General features: G+C 73.9%; 22 protein-coding genes and 2 pseudogenes. 15 read left to right on the top strand and 9 right to left on the bottom strand.

The window, feature by feature from the left end; all coding sequences use genetic code 11:
* Window positions 1-51 precede the first annotated feature (51 nt).
* The 4 genes from SZN_RS23465 (at window position 52) to SZN_RS23450 (ending at window position 3,794) form a co-directional block, all read left to right on the top strand.
* Window positions 52-1,590 (top strand): ATP-dependent DNA ligase, encoded by a 1,539-nt coding sequence (locus tag SZN_RS23465; RefSeq protein WP_007499372.1) that lies wholly within the window; start codon window positions 52-54, stop codon window positions 1,588-1,590.
* Complete coding sequence (locus SZN_RS23460) at window positions 1,587-2,060, top strand: NUDIX hydrolase (protein WP_007499370.1); 474 nt, start codon at window positions 1,587-1,589, stop codon at window positions 2,058-2,060. Before SZN_RS23465 ends, SZN_RS23460 begins: the two co-directional genes overlap by 4 nt.
* A 77-nt stretch (window positions 2,061-2,137) precedes the next feature.
* Window positions 2,138-3,532 (top strand): NADP-dependent succinic semialdehyde dehydrogenase, encoded by a 1,395-nt coding sequence (locus tag SZN_RS23455; RefSeq protein ID WP_007499368.1) that lies wholly within the window; start codon window positions 2,138-2,140, stop codon window positions 3,530-3,532.
* Between the two features lie 25 nt (window positions 3,533-3,557).
* Complete coding sequence (locus SZN_RS23450) at window positions 3,558-3,794, top strand: DUF6213 family protein (protein ID WP_007499366.1); 237 nt, start codon at window positions 3,558-3,560, stop codon at window positions 3,792-3,794.
* Between the two features lie 42 nt (window positions 3,795-3,836).
* On the opposite strand, the gene SZN_RS23445 is transcribed toward SZN_RS23450, so the two are convergent.
* Complete coding sequence (locus SZN_RS23445; protein WP_007499364.1) at window positions 3,837-5,063, bottom strand: acyl-CoA dehydrogenase family protein; 1,227 nt, start codon at window positions 5,061-5,063, stop codon at window positions 3,837-3,839.
* A gap of 185 nt (window positions 5,064-5,248) precedes the next feature.
* On the opposite strand from SZN_RS23445, the gene SZN_RS23440 reads away from it, so the two are divergent.
* Entirely contained in the window at window positions 5,249-5,893 is a 645-nt protein-coding gene (locus tag SZN_RS23440) for a TetR/AcrR family transcriptional regulator (protein WP_007499363.1), read from the top strand.
* A gap of 23 nt (window positions 5,894-5,916) precedes the next feature.
* Here the strand turns inward: SZN_RS23440 and def are convergent, their stop codons facing one another.
* Window positions 5,917-6,471, bottom strand: a complete 555-nt coding sequence (gene def / locus SZN_RS23435; protein WP_007499362.1) for a peptide deformylase — start codon at window positions 6,469-6,471, stop codon at window positions 5,917-5,919.
* A gap of 112 nt (window positions 6,472-6,583) precedes the next feature.
* Between def and SZN_RS23430 the strand changes: the two genes are divergently transcribed.
* The 4 genes and pseudogenes from SZN_RS23430 to SZN_RS42755 all read left to right on the top strand — a co-directional run.
* The gene (locus SZN_RS23430; RefSeq protein WP_007499360.1) at window positions 6,584-7,822 is read left to right on the top strand and encodes a Mur ligase family protein; all 1,239 of its coding nucleotides are present in this window, start codon (window positions 6,584-6,586) and stop codon (window positions 7,820-7,822) included.
* A 34-nt stretch (window positions 7,823-7,856) separates the two neighbouring features.
* On the top strand, window positions 7,857-8,585 hold the full coding sequence (locus SZN_RS23425) for a type 1 glutamine amidotransferase (protein ID WP_007499358.1): 729 nt from the start codon (window positions 7,857-7,859) through the stop codon (window positions 8,583-8,585).
* A gap of 190 nt (window positions 8,586-8,775) precedes the next feature.
* Entirely contained in the window at window positions 8,776-9,801 is a 1,026-nt protein-coding gene (locus SZN_RS23420; protein WP_007499357.1) for a 6-phosphofructokinase, read from the top strand.
* Window positions 9,802-9,883: 82 nt separating this feature from the next.
* Window positions 9,884-10,309 (top strand): annotated as a pseudogene (locus SZN_RS42755) (cytochrome c oxidase assembly protein); the annotation flags it as partial.
* Window positions 10,310-10,624: 315 nt separating this feature from the next.
* Here SZN_RS42755 and SZN_RS23410 read toward each other — a convergent pair.
* The 4 genes from SZN_RS23410 to SZN_RS23395 are packed head-to-tail and all read right to left on the bottom strand — an operon-like array spanning window position 10,625 to window position 14,709.
* A complete protein-coding gene (locus tag SZN_RS23410) occupies window positions 10,625-11,842 on the bottom strand; it encodes a sensor histidine kinase (protein ID WP_007499354.1) in 1,218 nt (405 codons plus the stop codon).
* The gene (locus SZN_RS23405; RefSeq protein ID WP_007499352.1) at window positions 11,839-13,551 is read right to left on the bottom strand and encodes a sodium/solute symporter; all 1,713 of its coding nucleotides are present in this window, start codon (window positions 13,549-13,551) and stop codon (window positions 11,839-11,841) included. Before SZN_RS23405 ends, SZN_RS23410 begins: the two co-directional genes overlap by 4 nt.
* A gap of 46 nt (window positions 13,552-13,597) precedes the next feature.
* Entirely contained in the window at window positions 13,598-13,957 is a 360-nt protein-coding gene (locus tag SZN_RS23400) for a hypothetical protein (protein WP_007499349.1), read from the bottom strand.
* A gap of 2 nt (window positions 13,958-13,959) precedes the next feature.
* Window positions 13,960-14,709 (bottom strand): LytR/AlgR family response regulator transcription factor, encoded by a 750-nt coding sequence (locus tag SZN_RS23395; protein WP_007499347.1) that lies wholly within the window; start codon window positions 14,707-14,709, stop codon window positions 13,960-13,962.
* Window positions 14,710-14,796: 87 nt separating this feature from the next.
* On the opposite strand from SZN_RS23395, the gene SZN_RS23390 reads away from it, so the two are divergent.
* From SZN_RS23390 to SZN_RS23365, 6 genes are all read left to right on the top strand, one after another.
* Complete coding sequence (locus SZN_RS23390) at window positions 14,797-15,321, top strand: Lrp/AsnC family transcriptional regulator (protein WP_007499346.1); 525 nt, start codon at window positions 14,797-14,799, stop codon at window positions 15,319-15,321.
* A gap of 123 nt (window positions 15,322-15,444) precedes the next feature.
* Complete coding sequence (gene ddaH, locus SZN_RS23385) at window positions 15,445-16,257, top strand: dimethylargininase (protein WP_007499345.1); 813 nt, start codon at window positions 15,445-15,447, stop codon at window positions 16,255-16,257.
* A complete protein-coding gene (rocD, locus tag SZN_RS23380) occupies window positions 16,254-17,486 on the top strand; it encodes an ornithine--oxo-acid transaminase (protein WP_007499344.1) in 1,233 nt (410 codons plus the stop codon). Before ddaH ends, rocD begins: the two co-directional genes overlap by 4 nt.
* Before the next feature lie 171 nt (window positions 17,487-17,657).
* The gene (locus tag SZN_RS23375) at window positions 17,658-20,129 is read left to right on the top strand and encodes a SpoIIE family protein phosphatase (RefSeq protein ID WP_007499343.1); all 2,472 of its coding nucleotides are present in this window, start codon (window positions 17,658-17,660) and stop codon (window positions 20,127-20,129) included.
* Between the two features lie 87 nt (window positions 20,130-20,216).
* Window positions 20,217-21,443: a PP2C family protein-serine/threonine phosphatase gene (locus SZN_RS23370; protein WP_007499341.1), complete on the top strand. Its 1,227-nt coding sequence runs from the start codon at window positions 20,217-20,219 to the stop codon at window positions 21,441-21,443.
* A gap of 279 nt (window positions 21,444-21,722) precedes the next feature.
* Window positions 21,723-22,448 (top strand): lysophospholipid acyltransferase family protein, encoded by a 726-nt coding sequence (locus tag SZN_RS23365; RefSeq protein ID WP_007499336.1) that lies wholly within the window; start codon window positions 21,723-21,725, stop codon window positions 22,446-22,448.
* A gap of 10 nt (window positions 22,449-22,458) precedes the next feature.
* Here the strand turns inward: SZN_RS23365 and SZN_RS23360 are convergent, their stop codons facing one another.
* The 3 genes and pseudogenes from SZN_RS23360 to SZN_RS23350 form a co-directional block, all read right to left on the bottom strand.
* Window positions 22,459-23,229: an urease accessory protein UreD gene (locus SZN_RS23360; protein WP_043732613.1), complete on the bottom strand. Its 771-nt coding sequence runs from the start codon at window positions 23,227-23,229 to the stop codon at window positions 22,459-22,461.
* Window positions 23,217-23,894 (bottom strand): urease accessory protein UreG, encoded by a 678-nt coding sequence (gene ureG / locus SZN_RS23355; protein WP_007499330.1) that lies wholly within the window; start codon window positions 23,892-23,894, stop codon window positions 23,217-23,219. Before ureG ends, SZN_RS23360 begins: the two co-directional genes overlap by 13 nt.
* A 55-nt stretch (window positions 23,895-23,949) precedes the next feature.
* Window positions 23,950-24,376 (bottom strand): annotated as a pseudogene (locus SZN_RS23350) (urease accessory protein UreF); the annotation flags it as partial.

Raw genomic sequence — 24,376 nt, 5'->3', positions numbered from 1 at the left:
GGCGCGGGGCGCGGGGGTGTGAACCGGCGCGGCACGGTTCACCATGGCCCCATGCTGCTGAGCAGGCTCGCCCGTGTGTCCCAGGAGGTCGCCGCGGCCTCGGCCCGGTCCCGCAAGACCGCTCTGCTCGCGGAGCTGTTCCGGGACGCCGAGGCGGACGACGTGCCGATCGTCATCCCGTATCTCGCGGGCCGGCTGCCGCAGGGCCGGCTCGGCATCGGCTGGAAGGTGCTCGGCCGGCCGGTCGCCCCGGCCGCGGAACCGTCCCTGACCGTGCGCGGCGTGGACGCCCGGCTCACCGCGCTCGGCAAGGTGTCCGGCACCGGTTCGCAGGCCGAACGGGCGCGTCTGGTCGGCGAGTTGATGGGCGCGGCCACCGAGGAGGAGCAGCGCTTCCTGTTCGGACTGATCACCGGGGAGGTCCGGCAGGGCGCGCTGGACGCCGTGGCGGTGGAGGGGCTGGCCCTGGCGACCGGGGCGCCCGCGGCCGGCGTACGGCGGGCGGTGATGCTCGCCGGGTCGCTCCAGGCCGTGGCCGGGGCGCTCCTGGCGGACGGGCCGGACGCCCTCGGCCGGTTCCGGCTGACCGTCGGCCGACCCGTCCAGCCGATGCTCGCGCGGTCCGCGCCCTCGGTCGCCGAGGCGGTCGCGGGGCTGGGCGCCTGCGCGGTCGAGGAGAAGCTCGACGGCATCCGCGTCCAGGTGCACCGCGACGGCGGCACGGTGCGGATCTACACCCGCACCCTCGACGACATCACGGACCGGCTGCCCGAACTGACCGCGACGGCACGGGAACTGGACGGCGAGCGGTTCGTGCTGGACGGCGAGGTGCTCGCCTTCGACGAGGCGGGCCGCCCCCGCTCGTTCCAGGAGACCGCGGGCCGGGTCGGCTCCCGCGTGGACGTGGGCGCCGCGGCCAGGGAGGTCCCCGTCTCCCCCGTCTTCTTCGACGCCCTGTCCGTGGACGGCCGCGACCTGCTCGACCTGCCCCTCACCCGGCGGCACGCCGAGCTGGCCCGCCTGGTGCCCGAGCCGATGCGGGTCCGCCGCACGCTGGTGTCCGGCCCCGGGGACGTGGGCCGGGCCGAGGACTTCCTCGCCGCGGCCCTGGCACGCGGCCACGAGGGCGTGGTGGTCAAGGCGCTCGACGCCCCCTACGGCGCGGGGCGGCGCGGCGCCTCCTGGGTGAAGGTCAAGCCGGTGCACACGCTGGACCTGGTGGTGCTGGGCGCCGAGTGGGGCCACGGCCGCAGGACCGGCCGGCTCTCCAACCTCCACCTGGGCGCGCGCACGGCCGAGGGCGGCTTCGCCATGCTCGGCAAGACGTTCAAGGGCATGACGGACGCGATGCTGGCGTGGCAGACGGAGCGCCTGCGGGAGCTCGCCGTGGCGGAGAAGGGCTGGGGCGTGACGGTGCGCCCCGAACTCGTCGTCGAGATCGCCTACGACGGTCTGCAGCGGTCCACCCGCTACCCGGCCGGCGTAACGCTGCGCTTCGCGCGCGTGGTGCGCTACCGCGAGGACAAGCGGCCGCAGGACGCCGACACGGTGGAGACCCTGCTCGCCGCCCACCCGGAGGTCGCCCCGTGAGCGCGGCGCGCGGGAGGCGCAGCGCGGGCCTGCTGCTGTTCCGCCGCGGCGGCGACGGACTGGAGGTGCTGCTCGGCCACATGGGCGGCCCGTATTTCGCCCGGCGCGAGGCGGGGGCGTGGACGGTCCCCAAGGGCGAGTACGGACCCGGCGAGACCGCCTGGGACGCGGCACGCCGCGAGTTCCGGGAGGAACTGGGGCTCGCGCCGCCCGACGGCGAGGCGCTGCCGCTCGGGGAGGTCACCCAGCGGGGCGGCAAGACGGTCACGGTGTGGGCGGTGGAGGCGGACCTGGACCCGGCGCGCGTGGTCCCCGGCACGTTCCGGACGGAGTGGCCGCCGCGCTCGGGGCGCACCGAGGAGTTCCCGGAGCTGGACCGGGTGCGCTGGCTGGGTCTGGACGCGGCACGCGAGGTGATCGTCACCGCGCAGGCCGCGTTTCTCGACCGGCTGGCGGAGCACTCGTCCTGAGCGGCCGTACACGCGTTGCGGTGGCCACCGCCGCGCGGGAAGGTCGAAGCATCGGTCAGCACCCAGGAGGTCCGGTCATGCCCATCGCGACGGTCAACCCGGCGAACGGCGAGACGCTGAAGACGTACGAGGCGATGGGCGAGGAGGAGGTCGAGCGGCGGCTCCGGCTGGCCGAGGCCACCTTCCGCACCTATCGCGCGACGGGCTTCGCCGAGCGCGCGCGCCTGCTGCTGCGGGCCGCCGACCTGCTGGAGCAGGACCAGGAGGACATCGCCCGGGTGATGACCACCGAGATGGGCAAGCCCCTCACGCAGGCCCGCGCGGAGGCCGCCAAGTGCGCCAGGGCGATGCGCTGGTACGCCGAGCGCGCCGAGGGACTGCTCGCCGACGAGGAGCCGGCGGAGTCCGACGTGCGGGACTCCGGTGCCGCGCGGGTGCGGGTGCGCTGCCGGCCGCTGGGCCCGGTCCTCGCGGTGATGCCGTGGAACTTCCCGCTGTGGCAGGTGATCCGGTTCGCGGCCCCGGCGCTGATGGCGGGCAACGTCGGCCTGCTCAAGCACGCCTCGAACGTCCCGCAGACCGCCCTGTACCTGGAGGACCTGTTCCACCGGGCGGGCTACCCGCAGGGCTGCTTCCAGACCCTGCTCATCGGTTCGGGGGCGGTCGACGAGATCCTGCGCGACGACCGCGTCAAGGCGGCCACCCTGACCGGCAGCGAGCCCGCAGGGCGGGCGGTCGCCGCCACCTCCGGCGAAATGATCAAGAAGACGGTGCTGGAACTGGGCGGCAGCGACCCCTACGTCGTCATGCCGTCCGCGGACGTGGACCGGGCGGCGCGGGTCGCGGTGACCGCGCGGGTGCAGAACAACGGCCAGTCCTGCATCGCCGCCAAGCGGTTCATCGTGCACACGGACGTCTACGACGCCTTCGCCGAGCGGTTCACCGAGGGCATGAGGGCGCTGGTGGTCGGCGACCCGATGCAGGAGGCGACGGAGGTCGGCCCGCTCGCCAGCGAGCAGGGGCGCACCGACCTGGAGGAGCTGGTCGACGACGCCCGGCGCGGCGGCGCGAGCGTCCTGTGCGGCGGCCACCGGCTGCGCCGGCCCGAACTGCCCGGCTGGTACTACCCGCCCACCGTCCTCGCGGGCATCACCCGCGAGATGCGCATCCACCGGGAGGAGGCGTTCGGGCCGGTCGCCACCCTGTACCGGGCGGGCGATCTGGACGAGGCGGTGCTGATCGCCAACGACTCGCCCTTCGGCCTGAGTTCCAACGTGTGGACCCGCGACGAGTCCGAGGTGGACCGGTTCGTACGGGACCTGGAGGCGGGGAGCGTCTACGTCAACGGCATGACCGCGTCCCATCCGGCGTTCCCGTTCGGCGGAGTGAAGCGGTCCGGATACGGCCGTGAGCTGTCCGGGCACGGAATCCGCGAGTTCTGCAACATCACCACGGTTTGGCAGGGCGCGTGAGCGCCGCGCCGTTACGATCACGGGTGTGAACCGCGAAGTTACCCTGCCGCTGATCGTCGACGACCGCGGGACCCTCCAGGTGGCCGCCTCCGACGTGAGCAAGCTGCTGCGCACGCTGGGCGGTCGGTGGCTGCACCTGGTGGAGGCCGGGGCGGACGGCCTGGACGAGGACACGGTGGCCGCGCTCACCATCGAACTGGCCAAACTCGCGGACCGCATCGACGTGGCCTGCATCGCCCACAGCAGCGGCACCACCCCGTAGGACCACCGGCGGCGGCCGTCCTGCGGGGTGGTGCGCCGGCGGCTACCGGATCGGCATGCCCGACAGGGTGCGGGCGATCACCAGGCGCTGGATCTCGCTCGTGCCCTCGAAGATCGTGTAGATGGCGCTGTCGCGGTGCATCCGCTCCACCGGGTACTCGCGGGTGTAGCCGTTGCCACCGAGAATCTGGATCGCCTGGGCGGTGACCTTCTTCGCGGTCTCGCTCGCGAACAGCTTGGACATCGACCCCTCGGCCGCGGTGAACGGCCTGCCGTTGACCGCCATCCAGGACGCCCGCCACACCAGCAGCCGCGCGGCGTCGATCTGCGTGCGCATCTCGGCCAGTTGGAAGGCGACGCCCTGGTTGTCGATGATCGGGCGGCCGAACTGCTCGCGCGTCATCGCGTAGTCGAGGGCGACCTCGTAGGCGGCGCGGGCGGTGCCGACCGCCATCGCGCCGACCGCCGGACGCGAGGCCTCGAACGTGGCCATCGCCGCGTTCTTCACCCGCTCGCCGCCCGTCCTGGCCCGCTCACGCGCCCGTGCCAGCCGCTCGTCCAGCTTCTCCTTGCCGCCCAGCAGGCAGGAGCCCGGCACCCGCACGCCGTCGAGGACGACCTCGGCGGTGTGGGAGGCGCGGATGCCGTGCTTCTTGAACTTCTGGCCCTGGGTCAGGCCCGCCGTGCCCGGGGGGACGATGAAGGACGCGTGGCCCTTGGAGCCGAGGTCCGGGTCGACGACCGCGACGACGACGTGGACGTTGGCGATGCCGCCGTTGGTCGCCCAGGTCTTCGTGCCGTTGATCACCCACTCGTCCCTGGCCTCGTCGTACACGGCCCGGGTGCGCATCGAGGAGACGTCGGAGCCGGCGTCGGGCTCGGAGGAGCAGAAGGCGGCGAGCTTCACGTCGCCGGCGTCGCCGTACATCTGCGGCACCCAGGTGCCGATCTGCTCCTCGGTGCCGTTGGCGAGCACGCCCACGGCGGCCAGCCCGGTGCCGACGATCGACAGGGCGATGCCCGCGTCGCCCCAGAACAGCTCCTCCATGGCCATCGGGATGCCGAGGCCGGTCTGGTCGAAGTACTGCTGGGCGTAGAAGTCGAGCGAGTAGATGCCGACCTTCGCGGCCTCCTGGATGACCGGCCAGGGGGTCTCCTCCCGCTCGTCCCATTCGGCGGCCGCGGGGCGGATGACGTCGGCGGCGAAGCCGTGCAGCCAGTCCCGGACTTCCTTCTGCTCGTCGTTGAGCTCCATGGTGAACTCGGCCATGACCCCTCCAGCGGCGTACGTGCATGACTAGGCGCATGCTTGTTACTAGCGGTAACATTAGTTTGTTACCCGTGAGTAGGTAAAGTCAACTCCGGATGCCCCGTCGGCAACCCGTTCGATCGTCTCGCCTGGTTGAGTGTTACTTTGCGCAGGCGTCACCGAATCAGTACGGGTGGGGAGAACTCATGGACACCACGCAGCGGACCGATCAGCAGCGGTCGGCCGACCGCCGCCGGCGCGAGCTGCTGGAGGCCGCGGACAGAGTCGTACTGCGGGACGGCCCGCACGCCTCGATGAACGCCATCGCGGCCGAGGCGGGTATCACCAAGCCGATTCTGTACCGGCACTTCGGCGACAAGGGCGGTCTTTACGCGGCGTTGGCCATGCGGCACACGGACGCGCTGCTGGACTCGCTGCGGGCCGCGCTCGACGCCCCCGCGGACCGGCGCGAGCGCGTCGAGGCCACACTGGACACCTATCTCTCCGCCATCGAGGCCCGGCCCCAGGTCTACCGGTTCCTGATGCACCCGGCCGAGGGCGGCCACCCCGGCGACCCCGGCTTCGACGTGGGCAGGCACTCCGCGCCCCTGCTGCGCCGGATGGGCGAGGAACTGGCCACCGTCATCGGGGAGCGCCTCGACCTCGGACCCGGCAGCGAGCGGCTCGCCCGGGTGTGGGGCCACGGCATCGTGGGGATGATGCACGCGGCCGGCGACTGGTGGCTCGGGGAACGGCCGTGCACGCGGGCCGAGTTGGTGCGCAGCCTGGCCGACCTGCTCTGGGGGCGGCTGGCCGCCGCCGGGGACCGGGTCGGCGGTCCCGGATTCTGACGGCCGACGCCCCGGGCGCGCCCCTACGCGCCCGGTTCCGGCCTGTTCCAGGAGGCCCGCGCCACCTGCCGCATCAGCCGGCGGTGCCGCAGGCCGCGCAGACGGTCCGCGTACAGCTTCCCGTCCAGGTGGTCGTACTCATGCTGAAGACAGCGCGCGAAGAAGCCCGTGCCGTGCACGGTCACCGGCTCGCCGGTCACCGTGCGCCCCTCGACCACCGCGTGGTCGAACCGCTCGGTGCCCGCCTCCAGTCCGGGCAGGGACAGACAGCCCTCCGGGCCGCGGACCACCACCCCGTCGGCCTCCACCAGCCGCGGGTTCACGACGTGCCCGAGGTGGCGCACGTCCTCGTCGTCCGGGCAGTCGTACACGAACACCCGCAGTCCCACGCCCACCTGGCTCGCCGCCAGGCCCACACCCCGCGCGGCGTACATCGTCGCGAACAAGTCCTCCACCAGGGCGGCCAGTTCCGGGCCGAAGGCGGTGACCTCCGCGCCGGGCGTGCGGAGCACCGGGTCGCCGAGCAGGGTGAGGGGCCGGACACGTCCGTGCGTGCCCGGAATGGAGGCGTTGCGCATGGCCGCAAGGGTACGGCGATTCGGGAGTGCGAATGGATCTCGAATAGGCTGACCACCACCACGTTGCCGTAGGGCGCAAGCGCGGCGCGTACGCAAGGAGGATCGAGAACTGATGGCAGGCAACTCGGACCCGCTCACGCCGCGGGCCAAGCTGGCCGTGACCGCCGGCAAGGCGGTCGCGGCGGCATCTCGCGCCGCGGGGCGCGGCAGCGGTTCGGTGATCGGTGGCCGGGTGGCACTCAAACTCGACCCCGACCTACTCGCCAGGCTCGCGCAGAACCTGGACGTGGTCCTCGTCTCCGCGACCAACGGCAAGACCACCACGACCCGCCTGATCGCGGAGGCGCTGCGGGCCGCGGGCCCGGTCGTGTCCAACGCGCTCGGCGCGAACATGCCGGCCGGCATCACGTCGGCCCTCGCGGGGCGGTCGGAGGCGCGCTACGGCGTCATCGAGGTCGACGAGAAGTACCTCGCGGGCGTCGCCCGCGACACCGACCCCAAGTGCATCGCCCTGCTCAACCTCTCCCGCGACCAGCTGGACCGCGCGGCCGAGACCCGGATGCTCGCCGAGAACTGGCGCGAGGGCCTCGCCGGCTCCAAGGCCGTGGTCGTCGCCAACGCCGACGACCCGCTGGTCGTGTGGGCGGCCTCGTCGTCGCCCAACGTGATCTGGGTCGCGGCGGGCCAGATGTGGAAGGACGACGCCTGGTCGTGCCCGTCCTGCGGCGGTGTGATGCAGCGCCCCGGGGACGACTGGTTCTGCGGCGAGTGCGGCTTCCGCCGCCCCACGCCGAGCTGGGCGCTCTCCGGCGACCACGTGCTGGACCCGCACGGGTCGGCCTGGCCCATCCGGCTCCAGCTCCCCGGCCGCGCCAACAAGGCCAACGCCGCCTCCTCGGCCGCCGTGGCCGCCGTCTTCGGTGTGCCGCCGCAGGTCGCGCTGGAGCGGATGTTCGCGGTGCAGGCCGTCGCCGGACGCTACGACGTGGTCCAGTTCCAGGGGCGGGACCTGCGGCTGCTGCTCGCGAAGAACCCGGCCGGCTGGCTGGAGACGTTCTCGCTGATCGACCCGCCGCCGACCCCGGTGATCCTCTCGGTGAACGCACGCGGCGCGGACGGCACCGACACCTCCTGGCTCTGGGACGTCGACTACACGCGGCTGGCCGGTCACCCGATCTGCGTCGTCGGCGACCGCAGACTCGACCTCGCGGTGCGGCTGGAGGTGGCGAACCAGCAGTTCCAGGTCTTCGACAACCTGGACCAGGCCGTGGCCGCCTGCCCGCCGGGGCGGATCGAGGTCATCGCGAACTACACCGCCTTCCAGGACCTGCGCCGCCGCGTCGGCAACTGACCGGTCCCGGCGTACTCACAAGGACAGTGACTTCATGAGCGACAACAGTCTGCGGGTCGTCTGGATCTACCCGGACCTGCTCAGCACCTACGGCGACCAGGGCAACGTCCTCGTGGTGGAGCGCCGGGCCCGCCAGCGCGGGCTCGACGTGGCCCGCCTGGACGTGCGCAGCGACCAGCCCATCCCGACCTCCGGCGACATTTACCTCATCGGCGGCGGCGAGGACCGTCCGCAGCGGCTGGCGGCCGAGCGGCTGCGCCGGGACGGCGGCCTGGACCGGGCCGTGGGCAACGGCGCCATCGTGTTCTCCGTCTGTGCCGGCTACCAGATCCTCGGGCACGAGTTCATCAACGACCTCGGCCAGCGCGAGCCCGGACTCGGGCTGCTCGACGTGGTGTCGGTGCGCGGCGAGGGCGCCCGCTGCGTCGGCGACGTGCTCGGGGACATCGACCCGCGGCTCGGCCTGCCCCCGCTGACCGGGTTCGAGAACCACCAGGGGGTCACCCACCTCGGTCCGACCGCCCGGCCGCTGGCGAAGGTCCGCTTCGGCAACGGCAACGGCACGGGCGACGGCACGGAGGGCGCGTTCAACGAGACCGTCTTCGGCACGTACATGCACGGTCCGGTGCTGGCCCGCAACCCGCTGATCGCGGATCTGCTGCTGAAGCTGGCGCTCGACGTCAACGCGCTGCCGCCGACCGACGACCGGTGGTACGAGTCGCTGCGCAACGAGCGGATCGCGGCGGCGCAGCAGCCCGCCTGACGGCACGCTCCCCGTGCGTGCGCGCCTGCCGGCGCAAGCCCGTCTGACGCCCCTTCCGCACAGGTGAGCGGGCCGGTCCAGCAGGCGGACGCACGGTTCGGCCCCGCCCCCGGATGCCGCTAGGGTGGCGGGGATTCGAGCCGGACAGCGTGGTCCGGTCCCGGCCCACGTGGAGAAGGTTTTACGGGCTATGCGCATTGGTGTCCTCACGTCCGGCGGCGACTGCCCCGGCCTGAACGCCGTCATCCGGTCCGTCGTGCACCGCGCCGTCGTCGACCACGGCGACGAGGTCATCGGGTTCCGGGACGGCTGGAAGGGCCTCCTGGAGTGCGACTACCTCAAGCTCGACCTCGACGCGGTGGGCGGCATCCTCGCCCGCGGCGGCACGATCCTCGGCTCCTCCCGGGTGCAGCCCTCGCATCTGCGGGACGGCGTGGAGCGGGCCAGGGGCCACGTCGAGGAGCTCGGCCTGGACGCGATCATCCCGATCGGCGGCGAGGGCACGCTGAAGGCCGCCCGGCTGATGGCGGACAGCGGTCTGCCCGTCGTGGGCGTGCCGAAGACGATCGACAACGACATCGCCGTCACCGACGTCACGTTCGGCTTCGACACGGCCGTGACGGTGGCCACCGAGGCCCTGGACCGGCTGAAGACCACCGCCGAGTCGCACCAGCGCGTCCTCGTCGTGGAGGTCATGGGCCGGCACACCGGCTGGATCGCGCTGCACTCCGGCATGGCGGCCGGCGCGCACGCCGTCGTCGTCCCGGAACGGCCTTTCGACATCGACGAGTTGACCCGGGTGGTCGGACGGCGCTTCGAGGCGGGCAAGCGCTTCGCGATCGTCGTGGCGGCCGAGGGCGCCAAGCCGCGCGCCGGGTCCATGGCCTTCGACGAGGGCGGCAAGGACATCTACGGCCACGAGCGCTTCGCGGGCGTGGCGCGGCAGCTGTCCATCGAGCTGGAGGAGCGCCTCGGCAAGGAGGCCCGGCCGGTGATCCTCGGCCATGTGCAGCGCGGCGGGACGCCCACCGCGTACGACCGGGTGCTGGCCACGCGCTTCGGGTGGCACGCGGTGGAGGCCGTGCACCGGGGCGAGTTCGGGCACATGACGGCGCTGCGGGGCACCGACATCGTGATGGTGCCGCTGGCCGAGGCGGTGGAGACGCTGAAGACGGTCCCGGCGGACCGCTACGACGAGGCGGAGTGCGTGCTGTAGCGGTCCGGGGCGACTCCCCCGCCCCGGTCACGCCGGTGGCCGGGGCGGTCCTCACCCGGGGCGGACGAACGCGCGCAACGCGGGCCATGCCGCGATGACGGCGCGCTCCCTCGCGGTGGGCGTGCTCTTCTTCCGGCCGGTCATCGGCGTCGGCCCCGGTCCGCGGCGGCCGGGCCGTCTGACGCGGATGCCGGAGCTGTTCGCGGGCACGCCCTTCCACGCCTTCTTCGCCATCGCGCTGATGAGGGCGTCCACGCCGATGGTGGGCACGTTCGCGAACCCGCCCGCCTCGCTCGGCATCGACGCGCTCTCCGGCCAGAACGCGGCGGGCGGCATCGCCCGTGCGTTCAGCGAGATCCCCTCGGTGCCGGTGCTGATCGCCCTGCTCCTCCAGTGGTGCGGCTCCGAGAGCGGCAGGCCAGACGCAAAGGGCCGGGCGGCGGACCGGGACGGCGACCGGGAGCTCCGGGCGTACCACGCCTGCCCCGCCTCGCTGAACACCCGCGGGAGCCGCCGAGGACGCTGCGCGCAGGGTCGGGCACCGCGGGTGACCGCGGCGGCCCCCGGCGGCGGCTTTTCGTCCGCTCCGTTCGTGCGGAGCCGGAACCGGGGCACCATGGAGGTGGACGAACCTGAGGAGGCTGTCGCGATGCCCGGTTCTGCGGACGGTTCCACGAAGGCGATGGGGGTGCTCACCGTCGGCGGTCTCGTCGCGGTGACCGCCTACACGGTGGCGCTCGGGAGCAACGGCTGGCTGTGGTTCGGATGGGTGGTGCTGGGGCTGATCACCCTGGGGATGGTCGCCAGCCGCAGCACCTGAGCCTCACTCCCGGGTGAGCCGCCCGGCGGAGTGCACGCCCGGCTGGTACTTGGGCAGCCGGGCGGTCACCTTCATCCCGGCTCCGGGGGCGGTCTCGATGACGAGGCCGTAGCCGTCGCCGTAGACCTGCCGCAGCCGGTCGTCGACGTTGGACAGCCCGATCCCGCCGGAGGGGCTCACCTCGCCCGCGAGGATGCGGCGCAGCAGGTCGGGGTCCATTCCGGCGCCGTCGTCCTCGATGACGACCAGGGCCTCGGCGCCCGCGTCCTGGGCGGTGATGGTGATGCGGCTGCGGTCCGCGGCGGAGCCGCCCTTGCCCTCCAGACCGTGCTTGACGGCGTTCTCCACGAGCGGCTGGAGGCACAGGAACGGCAGTGCCACCGGCAGCACCTCGGGGGCGATCTGGAGGGTGACGGAGAGGCGGTCCCCGAAGCGCGCCCGCACGAGCGCGAGGTAGTGGTCGATGGCGTGCAGTTCGTCGGCGAGGGTGGTGAAGTCGCCGTGCCTGCGGAACGAGTAGCGGGTGAAGTCGGCGAACTCCAGGAGCAGTTCGCGGGCGCGTTCGGGGTCGGTGCGCACGAAGCTCGCGATGACCGCGAGGGAGTTGAAGATGAAGTGGGGGGATATCTGCGCCCGCAGCGCCTTGATCTCGGCCTCGATGAGGCGGGTGCGGGACTGGTCGAGGTCGGCGAGCTCCAGTTGCACCGAGACCCAGCGGGCGACCTCGCCCGCGGCCCGCGCGAGGACCGCCGACTCGCGGGGCGCGCAGGCCACGAGCGTGCCGTGCACCCGGTCGTCGACGGTGAGCGGGGCGACGACGGCCCAGCGCACCGGGCAGTCGGGGGTGTCGCAGGTGAGCGGGAACGCCTCGCCGCGGCCTGACTCCAGCGGCCCGGCGAGCCGTTCCATGATCTGCGTCCGGTGGTGTCCGCCCACGCCGTCCCAGACCAGGACGGCCTTGTGGTCGGTCAGGCAGAGCGCGTCGGTGCCGAGCAGCGAGCGCAGCCTGCGGGCCGACTTGCGGGCGGTCTCCTCGGTGAGCCCGGCGCGCAGCGGGGGCGCGGCGAGCGACGCGGTGTGCAGGGTCTCGAAGGTGGCGTGCTCGACCGGGGTGCCGAGGCCGCCGAGGTGCTGGGGGCGGGTGGTGCGCCGCCCGAGCCAGAAACCGGCGGCGAGCAGCGGGAGGACCGCCACGCACAGGCCCGCCACGAATCCGCTCACGCCTTCGCCTCCGCCCGCAGCTCCTCCGGCAGGTGGAACCGGGCCAGGATCGCCGCGGTGCCCGCCGGGACCCGGCCCGCGGTGGCCAGGGACACCAGGATCATGGTGAGGAAGCCCAGCGGGACCGACCACAGCGCGGGCCAGGCCAGCAGCGCGTGCAGCGCGCCGGAGCCCGGGAAGCCGGCCATGGTGGCGGCGACGGCGAGCAGGGCGGAGCCGCCGCCCACCAGCATCCCGGCGGCGGCGCCGGGCGGGGTGAGGCGGCGCCACCAGATGCCGAGGACGAGCAGCGGGCAGAACGAGGACGCGGACACGGCGAAGGCGAGGCCGACCGCGTCGGCGACCGGCAGCCCGCCGACCAGGGCGCTGGCGGCGAGCGGGACGGCCATGGCGAGGACCGTGCCGAGCCGGAAGTGGCGCACGCCGCGCGTGGGCAGCACGTCCTGGGTGAGGACGCCCGCGACGGCCATGGTCAGGCCGGACGCGGTGGACAGGAAGGCCGCGAAGGCGCCGCCCGCGATGAGCGCGCCGAGCAGATCGCCGCCGAGCCCGCCGATCAGCCGGTCGGGCAGCAGCAGGGCGGCGGCGTCCGCGTCGCCGGTGAGGGCGAGTTCGGGGGCGTAGAGGCGGCCGAGCGCGCCGTACAGGGGCGGGAGCAGGTAGAACGCGCCGATCAGGCCGAGGACGGCGACCGTGGTGCGGCGGGCGGCGACGCCGTGCGGGCTGGTGTAGAAGCGCACGACGACGTGCGGCAGGCCCATGGTGCCGAGGAAGGTGGCGAGGATCAGTCCGTACGTGGCGTAGAGCGGGCGTTCGCCGCGGCTCTCGGCCTGCGAGGGGGACAGGCCGCCGCCGCTGCCGCGCTCGCGCACGGGGACCTCGGCGCCGCGGTCGAAGACCAGGCGGGTGCCCGCTTCGATCCGGTGGGTGCCGGCGGCCAGCCGCACCGTGCGGCCCGGGTGGCGGCGGCCGTCGACGGTGCCGTCGACGCGGACGGTCAGCGGCCGCTCCAGCGTCAGCCGGAGGGTGTCGTCGACGCGGACGGCGCGCTGGTCGCGGAAGGTGGCCGGTTCGTCGAAGGCGCGGCGCGGGGCGCCGTCGCCCTGCCAGGCCAGGACGAGGAAGAGGGCGGGGACCAGCAGGGCGGTGAGCTTGAGCCAGTACTGGAAGGCCTGCACGAAGGTGATGCTGCGCATGCCGCCGGCCGCGACGATGGCGACCACGACGACGGCGACGACCACGCCGCCGAGCCAGTCGGGGGCGCCGGTCAGCACGGTCAGGGTCAGCCCGGCGCCCTGGAGCTGGGGAAGCAGGTACAGCCAGCCGGTGCCGACGACGAAGGCGCCCGCGAGCCGCCGTACGGCCTGGGAGGACAGCCGGGCTTCCGCGAAGTCGGGCAGCGTGTAGGCGCCGGAGCGGCGCAGCGGGGCGGCGACGAACAGCAGCAGGACCAGGTAGCCGGCGGTGTAGCCGACGGGGTACCAGAGCATGTCGGGGCCCTGGACGAGGACCAGGCCGGCGATGCCGAGGAAGGAGGCGGCGGAGAGGTACTCGCCGCTGATCGCGGTGGCGTTGAGGCGGGGTCCGACGGTGCGGGAGGCGACGTAGAAGTCGGAGGTGGTGCGGGAGATGCGCAGCCCGAAGGCGCCGACCAGGATCGTCGCGAGGGCGACGAGGGCGACGGCGGTGACGGCGTAGCCGGAGTTCACGGGGGCGTCGGCTCCTCGTCTCGGTCGTCGGGCACGGCGCCCGGGGTCAGCGGTCCTCGACGAGGCGGACGAAGTCGCGCTCGTTGCGTTCGGCGCGGCGCACGAACCAGCGGGCCAGCAGGACCAGCGGGGCGTACAGGCCGAAGCCGAGGACCGTCCAGACCAGGAGGCTCGCGTCCGGCATCGCCGCGAACAGCAGGGGCAGCGGGGCGACGAGCAGGCCGAGGACGGCGAACACGGCGAGGGCGGTGCGCAGTTGGGTGCGCATCAGGGAGCGGACGTAGGTGTGGCCGAGGGTGGTCTGCTCGTCGATCTCGGTGCGCGGGCGGTAGTAGCCGGAGACCCGGCGGGTCTGGCGGGGCGGGCCGGTGACGACGACGCGGCGCTCGGCGGGGCCGGGGGCCATGTTCAGGGCCTCCTCGTCAGCAGGTCCCGCAGTTCACGGGTGTGGCGGCGGCTGACCTGGAGTTCCTCGGAGCCGACCATGACGCTGACGGTGCCCGCGTCCAGGCGGAGTTCGCCGATGTGGCGCAGGGCGACGAGGTGGCGGCGGTGGATGCGGACGAAGCCGCGCGAGCGCCAGCGGTCCTCCAGGGTCGCCAGGGGGATGCGGACGAGGTGGCTGCCGCGCACGGTGTGCAGCCGGGCGTAGTCGCCCTGGGCCTCGACGTGGGTGATGTCCTCCACGGGGACGAAGCGGGTGACGCCGCCGAGTTCGACCGGGATGTGGTCGGGGTCGGGTTCGCTCACGGGTATGCGGGGCGCGGTGCCGCGGAGTTCGGCGGCCCGGCGCACGGCCTCGGCCAGCCGCTCCTTGCGGACGGGTTTGAGGACGTAGTCGACGGCCTTGAGTTCGAACGCCTGGACGGCGAAGTCCTCGTGGGCGGTGACGAACACGACGAGGGGCGGCTCGGCGAAGCCGGTGAGCAGCCGGGCGAGGTCGAGGCCGTCGAGGCCGGGCATGTTGATGTCGAGGAAGACGACGTCGATCGCCTCCGGTCCGCCGGGGCCGGACTCCAGGGCGCGGTTGATGCGGCGCAGCGCCTCGGTGGCGTCCCCGGCGCCCTCGGCGCTGCCGACGCGCGGGTCCGCGTTCAGGAGGTAGAGCAGTTCCTCCAGCGAGGGGCGTTCGTCGTCGACAGCCAGGGCGCGCAGCATGAACGGGAGTGTAGGAGCAATACGGCCCCGGGACACGTGGTCGGCGCCCACGTTCGCGCTGGGTGTTCCGGCGCTTACAGTGCCCTCATGAACAGCGGCGCGGCCTCCTTCGACGAACTCGACCGGAAGATCGTCACAGCACTGGTGGCGAACGCGAGGACGAGCTTCGCCGAGATCGGTGCGAGCGTGGGGCTGTCGGCGACGGCGGTGAAGCGGCGCGTGGACCGGATGCGCGAGACGGGTGTGATCACGGGGTTCACGGCCACCGTCAAGCCGCAGGCGCTGGGCTGGCGCACGGAGGCGTACGTGGAGGTGTACTGCGAGGGCGCGGCGCCGCCGCGGCGGCTGGCCGAGGTGGTCCGCAACCATCCGGAGATCACGGCCGCGATGACGGTCACGGGGGGCGCGGACGCGCTGCTGCACGTGCGGGCGCGGGACGTGGAGCACTTCGAGGAGGTGCTGGAGCGCATCCGCGTCGAGCCGTTCATCCGCAAGACGATCAGTGTGATGGTGCTGTCGCACCTCATCCCGGACAGTCCGGAGGCGGGCGCCACCCAGGCCGTCCCTGAGGAGGGGCCCGGCCCCCGGGCAGGCGCAGCAGTCGTGCGCTGAGCAGGCGAAAGACGCAGCATTCCTGCGTGAACACGCATCTCTTGTTTCTTGTCGCCCGTCGGCGTCCCTTCCTACCGTGGAAGGAATCCTCATCGACACCGCAGGAAGCGGAGGAACCCCTCTGTGCACGAGACCCGTGTGCCGCGCCGGCGGCGCTTCCTCGTCTGCGAACCCAGACACTTCGCCGTGCAGTACGCGATCAACCCCTGGATGCGGCCGGACGTCCGGGTGGACGCCGATCTCGCCCATGAGCAGTGGCGGTCGATGCTCACCGCCTACCGCTCGTACGGCCACGACGTCGAGGTGGTGGAGCCGGTCGCCGGCCTGCCCGACATGGTCTTCGCCGCGAACTCGGCGGTCGTCGTCGGCGGCCGGGTCTTCGGCTCCCTCTTCCACGCGCCCGAGCGCCGTCCGGAGTCCACGCACTACGACACGTGGTTCAAGACGGCGGGCTTCGACGTCCACCGGCCCGAGTCCGTGTGCGAGGGCGAGGGCGACCTGGTCTGGACGGGCCGCTACGTGCTCGCCGGCACCGGTTTCCGCACGAGCCGGGAGGCGCACCGGGAGGCGCAGGAGTTCTTCGGCCACCCGGTGATCAGCCTGACCCTGGTCGATCCGTTCTTCTACCACCTGGACACGGCGCTGTTCGTGCTCGACGACGACAACATCGTGTACTACCCGGAGGCGTTCTCTGCGGGCAGCCGGGAGGTGCTGGCACGGCTGTACCCGGACGCGGTGCTCGCCACCCGCGACGACGCGTCCGCGTTCGGCCTGAACTCCGTCTCCGACGGCCGCCACGTGTTCATCGCGCCGCAGGCCGAGGCGCTCGCCGCGCGGCTGGACGAGCGCGGTTACGTCCCCGTCCCCGTCGACCTGTCGGAGTTCCTCAAGGCCGGCGGCGGCATCAAGTGCTGCACCCAGGAGATCCGCTCATGACCGCGCCCGCGCAGACCCGTTCGTCCGCCGATCTGATCCGCGCCGAGGAACCGGTCCTGGCGCACAACTACCATCCGCTGCCCGTGGTCGTCGCCCGCGCGGAGGGCGCCTGGGTGCAGGACGTGGAGGGCCGCCGCCTCCTCGACATGCTGGCGGGGTACTCGGCGCTGAACTTCGGCCACCGCCATCCCGCGCTGGTGGAGGCCGCGCACCGGCAGCTGGACCGGCTGACCCTCACCTCGCGGGCCTTCCACAACGACCGGCTCGCCGAGTTCGCCGAGCGGCTGGCGGCGCTGACGGGCCTGGACATGGTGCTGCCGATGAACACGGGCGCCGAGGCCGTGGAGAGCGGCATCAAGGTGGCCCGCAAGTGGGCGTACGACGTGAAGGGCGTCCCCGCCGACCGGGCGACGATCGTGGTGGCGGCCGAGAACTTCCACGGCCGTACGACGACGATCGTGAGCTTCTCCACGGACGAGACGGCCCGGCAGGGGTTCGGCCCCTTCACCCCGGGCTTCCGGGTCGTGCCGTACAACGACCTGGCGGCGCTGGAGGCCGCGGTCGACGAGACGACGGCGGCGGTGCTGCTGGAGCCGATCCAGGGCGAGGCGGGGGTCGTCATCCCCGACGACGGCTATCTGGCCGGGGTGCGCGAACTGACCGCCCGCAAGGGCTGCCTGTTCGTCGCGGACGAGATCCAGTCGGGCCTCGGCCGCACGGGACGCACGCTCGCCGTGGAGCACGAGTCGGTGGTGCCGGACGTGCTGCTGCTCGGCAAGGCGCTGGGCGGCGGCATCGTGCCGGTGTCGGCGGTGGTGGCCCGCCGTGAGGTGCTCGGCGTGCTCGGACCGGGCGAGCACGGCTCGACGTTCGGCGGCAACCCGCTGGCGGCCGCGGTCGGCACCGCGGTGGTCGAGCTGCTGGAGACGGGCGAGTTCCAGCGCCGGGCGGCCGAGCTGGGCCTGGTGCTGCGGGACGGGCTGTCGGCGCTGGCCGGCCGGGGCGTGGTCGGCTTCCGGGCGCGGGGCCTGTGGGCGGGTGTCGACATCGACCCGCGGGTCGGCACGGGCCGCGAGATCAGCGAGCGGCTGCTCGCCGAGGGCGTCCTCGTCAAGGACACCCACGGTTCCACCATCCGGCTGGCCCCGCCGCTGACGATCACGGCGGAGGAGCTGACGGGGGCGCTCGGTTCGCTGGAGAAGGTCCTCTCCCGGGCGCGTACCGCCTGATCCCGCGGGCCCGGCCCGGAACCCTTCCGGCCGGGCCCGCGGCGGCGGGCGCGGGACCGTCCCCCGGCGGCCGCACACCCTCCCGGCCCCCGCTGAGAGGCACCGGCGGACGGAAGGGTGAAGATGGGGACAAGAGGTGGTAGACCGCTCTCAGCGACAGAGAGGTCGGCCGTGGGCGCAGACGAGGAGCCGGGCGCCGCCCGGAAGGGGTTCGACGTGGCGGACGCCGCGCCCGTGCTGGTCGATGCGCGGGGCGTGGTGACGGGGTGGACGCGGGAGGCCCAGCGGCTGCTGGTGTACCCGTCCGCCGAGGTGGTGGGGCAAGGTTTCGCGGAGCTGCTGGCCGCCGACGACGCGGGGCGGGTGCCGGATCTGCTGGAGCGGTGCCGCCGGGACGGCGGCTGGGCCGGTCTGCTCACGGCCCGGCACCGGGACGGCCCTCCGGTCCGGCTGATGGCGCGGATCACCGCGGCCGGCGACGAGCGGGGGCCCTCGCGGTGGCTGGTGCTGCTGTCGGACCTGGCCGACGGTCCGGGCTGGGACATGAGCCGCGCGGTGCTGGAGCAGATGGTGGCCCGCTCCCCCGTCGGCATAGCGATCGTCGACACGGAGCTGCGCTTCGTCTGGTCGAACGACGCGCTGACCCGGTTCGGCGGCGGGCCGCCCGGCAGCCGGCTCGGCCTGCGGCTCGCCGACATCCAGCCGGGACTGGACGCCGAGTCGATCGAGTCGCAGATCAGCCGGGTCCTGCTGACCGGGGAGCCGGTGGTCGGCTACGAGCACGTGGGCCAGGTGCGTTCCGCCCCGCTGCGCGAGACCGCGCACATGATGTCGTTCACGCGGCTCGACGACGGCCACGGCCACCCCATGGGCGTGTACTACACGGTCGAGGACATCACGGACCGCCATCGCACCCGCCAGCGGCTTGCCCTGCTCGACCGGGCCGGTGAGCGCATCGGCCGCACCCTGGACATCACGCGCACCGCCCAGGAGCTGGCCGACGTGGCGGTGCCGGGGCTCGCCGACGTGGTCACGGTCGACCTGCTGGAGTCGGTGCTGAGCGGCGGGGAGCCCGCGCCGGGCCCGCTGACGGACCGGGACCCGGTGCCGCTGCGCCGCGCGGGGCACCGCTCGGTCGCCGAGCGCTCGCCCGAGGCCGTCGTGGCCGTCGGTGACGTGGTGTCCTACCCGGCGGGCTCGCCGCCGATCCGCTGTCTGCGCACCGCCCGGTCCTGGCGCGAGGAGCGGCTCGATCCGCTGGGAGAGGCGTGGGCGGAGCACACGCGGGGCGGCGGGGCGGCCATCTTCCTGGAACTGGGCCTGCACAGCGTGATGATCGTCCCGATCCGCGCGCGGGGGGTCACCCTCGGGGTCACCTCGTTCTTCCGGCGGCACCGCCAGGAGTCCTTCGAGCAGGACGATCTGAACCTGGCAGAGGACCTGGTGTCCCGGGCGGCCGTCTGCGTCGACAACGCCCGGCGCTACACCCGCGAGCGCGACGCCGCGCTGGTCCTCCAGCGCAGTCTGCTGCCGCACCGGCTGCCGGACCAGTCCGCGGTCGAGGCGTGTGCCCGCTACCGCCCGGCCGACGAGCTGACCGGTCTCGGCGGCGACTGGTACGACGTGATCCCGCTCTCGGGCGCGCGCGTCGCCCTCGTGGTGGGCGAGGTGCCGGGGCACGGCATCGACGCGGCGGCGGCGATGGGGCGGCTGCGGACGGCGGTGCGGACCCTCGCGGCGCTGGACCTGCCGCCCGACGAGGTGCTGGCCCATCTGGACGACCTGGTCGCGCGGTCGGCGCGCGAGGAGGGCGGCGCCCCGGGCGGGGAGGTGGCCGACAGCGCTCTCGGGGTGGGCTCGGGGTGCGTGTACGTCGTGTACGACCCGGTGGACGGCGCGTGCACCATGGCGGCCGCCGGGCATCCGGCGCCCGCCGTCGTGATGCCCGACGGCCATGTCGCCTTCGTGGACCTGCCGCAGGGTCCGCCGCTGGGGGTGGGCGGGCCGCCGTTCGAGTCGGTGGAGCTGGCCCTGGCGGAGGGCAGCACGCTGGCGCTGCACACCGACGGGCTGCTCGCGGGCGACGGCGAGGAGGACGGCGCGGGGGGCGCGGAGGCCGACCGGGACCGGCTGCGGCGGGCCCTGGAGCGGAACGCCGACTCGCTGGAGCTGCGCTGCAGCGCCGTGGTGGACGCCCTGGTGCCGGACCGTCCGCACGACGACGTGGCCCTGCTGCTCGCGCGCACCCGGCTGCTGGGCACCGAGCAGGTCGCCGAGTGGGACCTGCCGGCCGATCCTGCGGCCGTCGCGGACGCCCGCAGGACCGCCGCCCGCCAGCTCGCGGAGTGGGGGCTGGAGGATCTGGCGTTCACCACGGAGCTGGTCGTGAGCGAGCTGGTCACGAACGCCATCCGGTACGCCGCCGGGCCGATCCGGCTGCGGCTGATCAAGGAGCGGGCGCTGTTCTGCGAGGTGTACGACGGTGGCGCCACTGCTCCGCATCTGCGCCATCCGCGCACCACCGACGAGGGCGGGCGCGGACTGCTGCTGGTCTCGCAGTTCACCCAGCAGTGGGGGACCCGGTTCGTCCCGGAGGGAAAGATCATCTGGGCCGAGCAGTCCCTGGCGGACCCCCCGCCCTGATCCGCCGCGCACGCGCGTCGTGAGCGGATCGGCGCACAGGGCGTATCACGTGGGAAACTGGTGCGATCCCGTGGGTGAGGCGAGGCCATGGACGAGGTCGACTACGAGGCGGTGTTCCTGGGGCTGCCGGGCATGGTGGCCCTGCTGACGCCCGACCTGGTCTACGTCGACGCCAACGAGGACTTCCAGCGGCTGGCCGGACGCACCCGGGAGCAGCTGGTGGGCAGGTACATCTTCGACGTCTTCCCCGAGAACCCGCACGACCCGGCCGCCGCCGGGATGCGCGACGTGCGGGCGTCGATGCTGCGCGTGGTGGCCACCGGCGAGCGCGACGCCATGGCGCTCCAGCGCTACGACATCGTGGATCCGCTGCACCCCGGCCGGTGGCGGGAGCGGTACTGGAGCCCGGTCAACGCGCCCGTGTTCGGCCCGGACGGGAAGGTGGTGTTCGTGCTGCACCGGGTGGAGGAGGTCACCGAGCTGATGAACCTGCGCGGCGGCGCGACCGGCGGCGGCCGCACCCGGATCCTGGAGGCGGAGCTGTACACCCGCGCCCGGGAGCTCCAGGAGGTCAACGACCGGCTGCGGCGGGCCCACGCCCGGGAGCGGGAGGTGGCCATCGCCCTCCAGGAGGCGATGCTGCCGGCCCGCAGGCAGGTCGGCGACCATCGCACCGCGGTGCGCTACCGGCCGGCGGTCGGCGCGCTGAACGTGTGCGGGGACTGGTACGACCTGGTCGACCTGGTCGGCGGCCACCGCGTCGGCGTGTCCGTGGGGGACGTGGTCGGGCACGGCCTCGCGGCGGCCGGTGTCATGGGCCAGCTGCGCAGCGCGCTCAGCGCCTCCTCGCGGGTGGCCGACGGACCGGCCCAGGCGCTCGACGTGCTCGGCCGGTACGCGCACGTCGTCGACGGCGCCGAATCGGCCACCGCGGTCACCACGTTCATCGACTTCGACGCCCGGACCATCACCTACAGCAGCGCCGGCCATCCCCCGCCGGTGCTGGTCCATCCCGACGGGCGCGTGGAGTTCCTCGACCGCGCCACCGACACCCCGCTGGACGCGCGCCCCGATCCGGTCCGCAGACCGCAGGCCGCGACGGTGTACGAGGACGGCGCCACGCTCGCGCTGTACACGGACGGCCTGATAGAGCGGCGCCGGGAGGACATCGACGTCGGGCTGCGGCGGCTCGCCGACTCCCTGGTGCGCCATCGCACGGACGGCGCGGAGGCCGTCGCCGACGCCGTGCTGCGGGAGTTGCTGCCGCCGGGCGGCGCCACGGACGACACCGCGCTGATCATCGTGCGGCTGTGACGCGTGGACGGACCTTCGTCGCGATCACGCCGCACACGGTGACGGGCCTGCCGTCCCGCGGACTCCGGCCGGCAGGCCGGCTGGGTCGTCCTGCGCGCACGCCGTCTGCCCGGCGCACTTCTGACGAGCCGTCAAGAGCGGGTGCGGGGCCCGGCGTCCGTCCGCCCGGCCCGGTTCCGGGCACCCACCCCTGCGCCTACACTGGCACCCCCACGGCACGCTGATTGACCTGCCAGAACACGGCGGCCCGAGCTGACCCCCCGAGTGAGGAGCGCCCCCTTGTTCTACTACGTCCTGAAGTACGTGCTGTTGGGTCCCCTGCTGCGTCTGGTCTTCCGCCCCCGGATCGAGGGCCTCGACCACGTCCCGGCCACGGGCGCGGCCATCGTCGCCGGCAACCACCTGTCGTTCTCGGACCACTTCCTGATGCCGGCGATCCTGAGGCGGCGCATCACCTTCCTCGCCAAGAAGGAGTACTTCACCGGCCCCGGCGTCAAGGGCCGGCTGACCGCCGCGTTCTTCCGCAGCGCGGGCCAGATCCCGGTGGACCGCACCGGGAAGGAGGCAGGCCGGGCCGCGATCCGCGAGGGACTCGGCGTCCTGGCCGAGGACGAACTCCTCGGCATCTACCCCGAGGGCACCCGCTCGCACGACGGGCGGCTCTACAAGGGCAAGGTCGGCGTGGCGGTGATGGCGCTCACGTCCGGTGTCCCGGTGGTCCCGTGCGCCATGATCGGCACGTTCGAGGCGCAGCCCCCGGGCAAGGTCGTCCCCCGCATCCGCCCGGTGGCGATCCGCTTCGGCGAGCCCCTGGACTTCTCCCGCTACGCCGGCATGGAGAACGAGAAGGCGATCCTGCGGGCCGTGACCGACGAGATCATGTACGCCATCCTCGCCCTGTCCGGGCAGGAGTACGTCGACCAGTACGCGGCCGTCGCCAAGGCCGAGCAGGAGGCCGCCGCCAAGGAGGGGGGCCGCACGTCCCGCCGCAGGCCGCCGCGCTGACCCGGCGCCCTCAGCCGAGGGACGCGAGCGCCTCGTCGAGCAGGGCGCGCAGCCGCAGCGCGTCGCGTGCGACCGCGCTCACCAGGGCGGCGGGCCCGGCGAGCGGCAGCACCGCCGCGTAGTCCCCGAAGGCGCCGGCCGTCGCCGGAGCACGGGCGAACTCCGGCCGTACGAGGAGCAGTTGACCGGCGGCGCGCAGCCCGCCGAGCCCCGCGGGCCCGTCCCAGCCGCCCGGTGCGCCGGGGCCGCAGGCCAGTTCCTGGTCCAGCACCGGCCGCCCCGCGACCCGTACCCTGATCCGGCTGACGAGCCGCCCCGGCTCCTCCCCCACCCGTCCGAGCACCTGTTCCTCGCGCAGCACGAGCCGCCCTGACGCAGCGACCTCGACGCGGGTGTCCACCCGCAGATCGCTGCCGTGTGCGCAGATCAACTGCTCGGGCAGCCAGTGCAGTTCGGCCCCGTCGGCCACACTCACCCGTACGTCGTAGCGGGCGGCGCCCTTGTGCTGTCCCGGCAGCGCGAGGGTGGCCGCCGCCGAGCCGACGCGCAGCCGGGCGCCGCGCTCCACCTCGGCGTCGACACGGAAGCGGTCGCCGCCGAGCGGTCCGCTCATGGCGCCGACCAGCGTGACGTGTGCCGTGGCGCCGCTGCCGCGGGTCCGCCGCGGCGCGAGCGGACCCTCGCCGTGGAGCACCGGCAGCGCGGTGCCGCCGCGGCCGTCGTCCCGGGCGACGACGCGCGCGGCGGCCCGTACCGCGCCCGTGCCGCTCACGCCGTCCAGGCCACGAGGCGGGCCCGCACCCAGGCGGCCACCTCGGCCACGCCGGACTCGCCGCGCAGGGACTGCATGACGACCGGGAGTCCGGCCCGCTGCGCCGCGGCGTCGGCCGCCATCCGCGCCAGGTCGGAGCCGACGTGGGGGGCGAGGTCGGTCTTGTTGATCACGAGCAGGTCGGAGGTGGTCACCCCGGGGCCGCCCTTGCGGGGGATGTCGTCGCCGCCGGCCACGTCGATGACGAAGACCTGCGCGTCGACGAGCCCCTTGGAGAAGGTGGCGGTGAGGTTGTCCCCGCCGGACTCCACGAGGATCAGATCCAGGGGGCCGGCCTCCTCCTCCAGGTCCTCGACGGCTTCGAGGTTGGCGGAGATGTCGTCGCGGATGGCGGTGTGCGGGCAGGCGCCCGTCTCGACGGCGGTGATCCGCTCCGGCGGCAGCACGGCCTCCCGCAGCAGGAACTCGGCGTCCTCGCGGGTGTAGATGTCGTTGGTGACGACGGCCAGGGACAACTCGGCGCGCAGCGCCCGGCAGAGCGCGGCGACCGTGGCCGTCTTCCCCGATCCGACGGGCCCGCCGAGGCCGATGCGCAGGGCGCGCCGCGCTCCGTCGGGGCGGCGCGCGTCGGCACCGAGGGCCGGGGGGCCGTCGTGGGGGTGGTCCAGGTGCATGGGTCTCCTTCGGTGCGTGGTGCGGGCGTCGGGCGGCCGGGGCGGTGGCGGAGGGCTACGAGGCGAACAGCCGGACCGGCCGGGCGGCGTGTGCCTGCGCCGCGATCTCCTGCAACGGGCCCGAGGCGGCGGGCAGTTCGTCGAGCCCGTGCGCCACGGCGCGCTCGGCGTGGTCCAGCGCGCGGTCCACGACCCGGTCCGTCTCCGGCGCGAGGCGGGCCAGTACGGCCGTCGCGTCGAAGGGGTCCAGGCTGAGCAGCCGTACCGTCGCGGTCGCCGGTGCGCTCACGCTCTCGTACGCGGCGCAGTACGCGGCCTCGGCGGGCCCCAGACCGGCGGAGCGGGCGACGACGCCGAGCACGACCGGCTGGTGGGCGCCCTTCGGGAACCGCCGGGCCAGGGCGTCGAGTTCGGCCGACGGCCAGGTCGCGCGGCCGGCCCGGGTCGAGCTGCCGGCCCAGTCTGCGGGCGGCGAGCCGCAG

Source organism: Streptomyces zinciresistens K42 (assembly GCF_000225525.1).
Classification (GTDB): Bacteria; Actinomycetota; Actinomycetes; order Streptomycetales; family Streptomycetaceae; genus Streptomyces; species Streptomyces zinciresistens.
The sequence above is the reverse complement of the archived record's forward strand: the minus strand, read 5'-3'. Positions and strand labels throughout refer to the sequence as shown.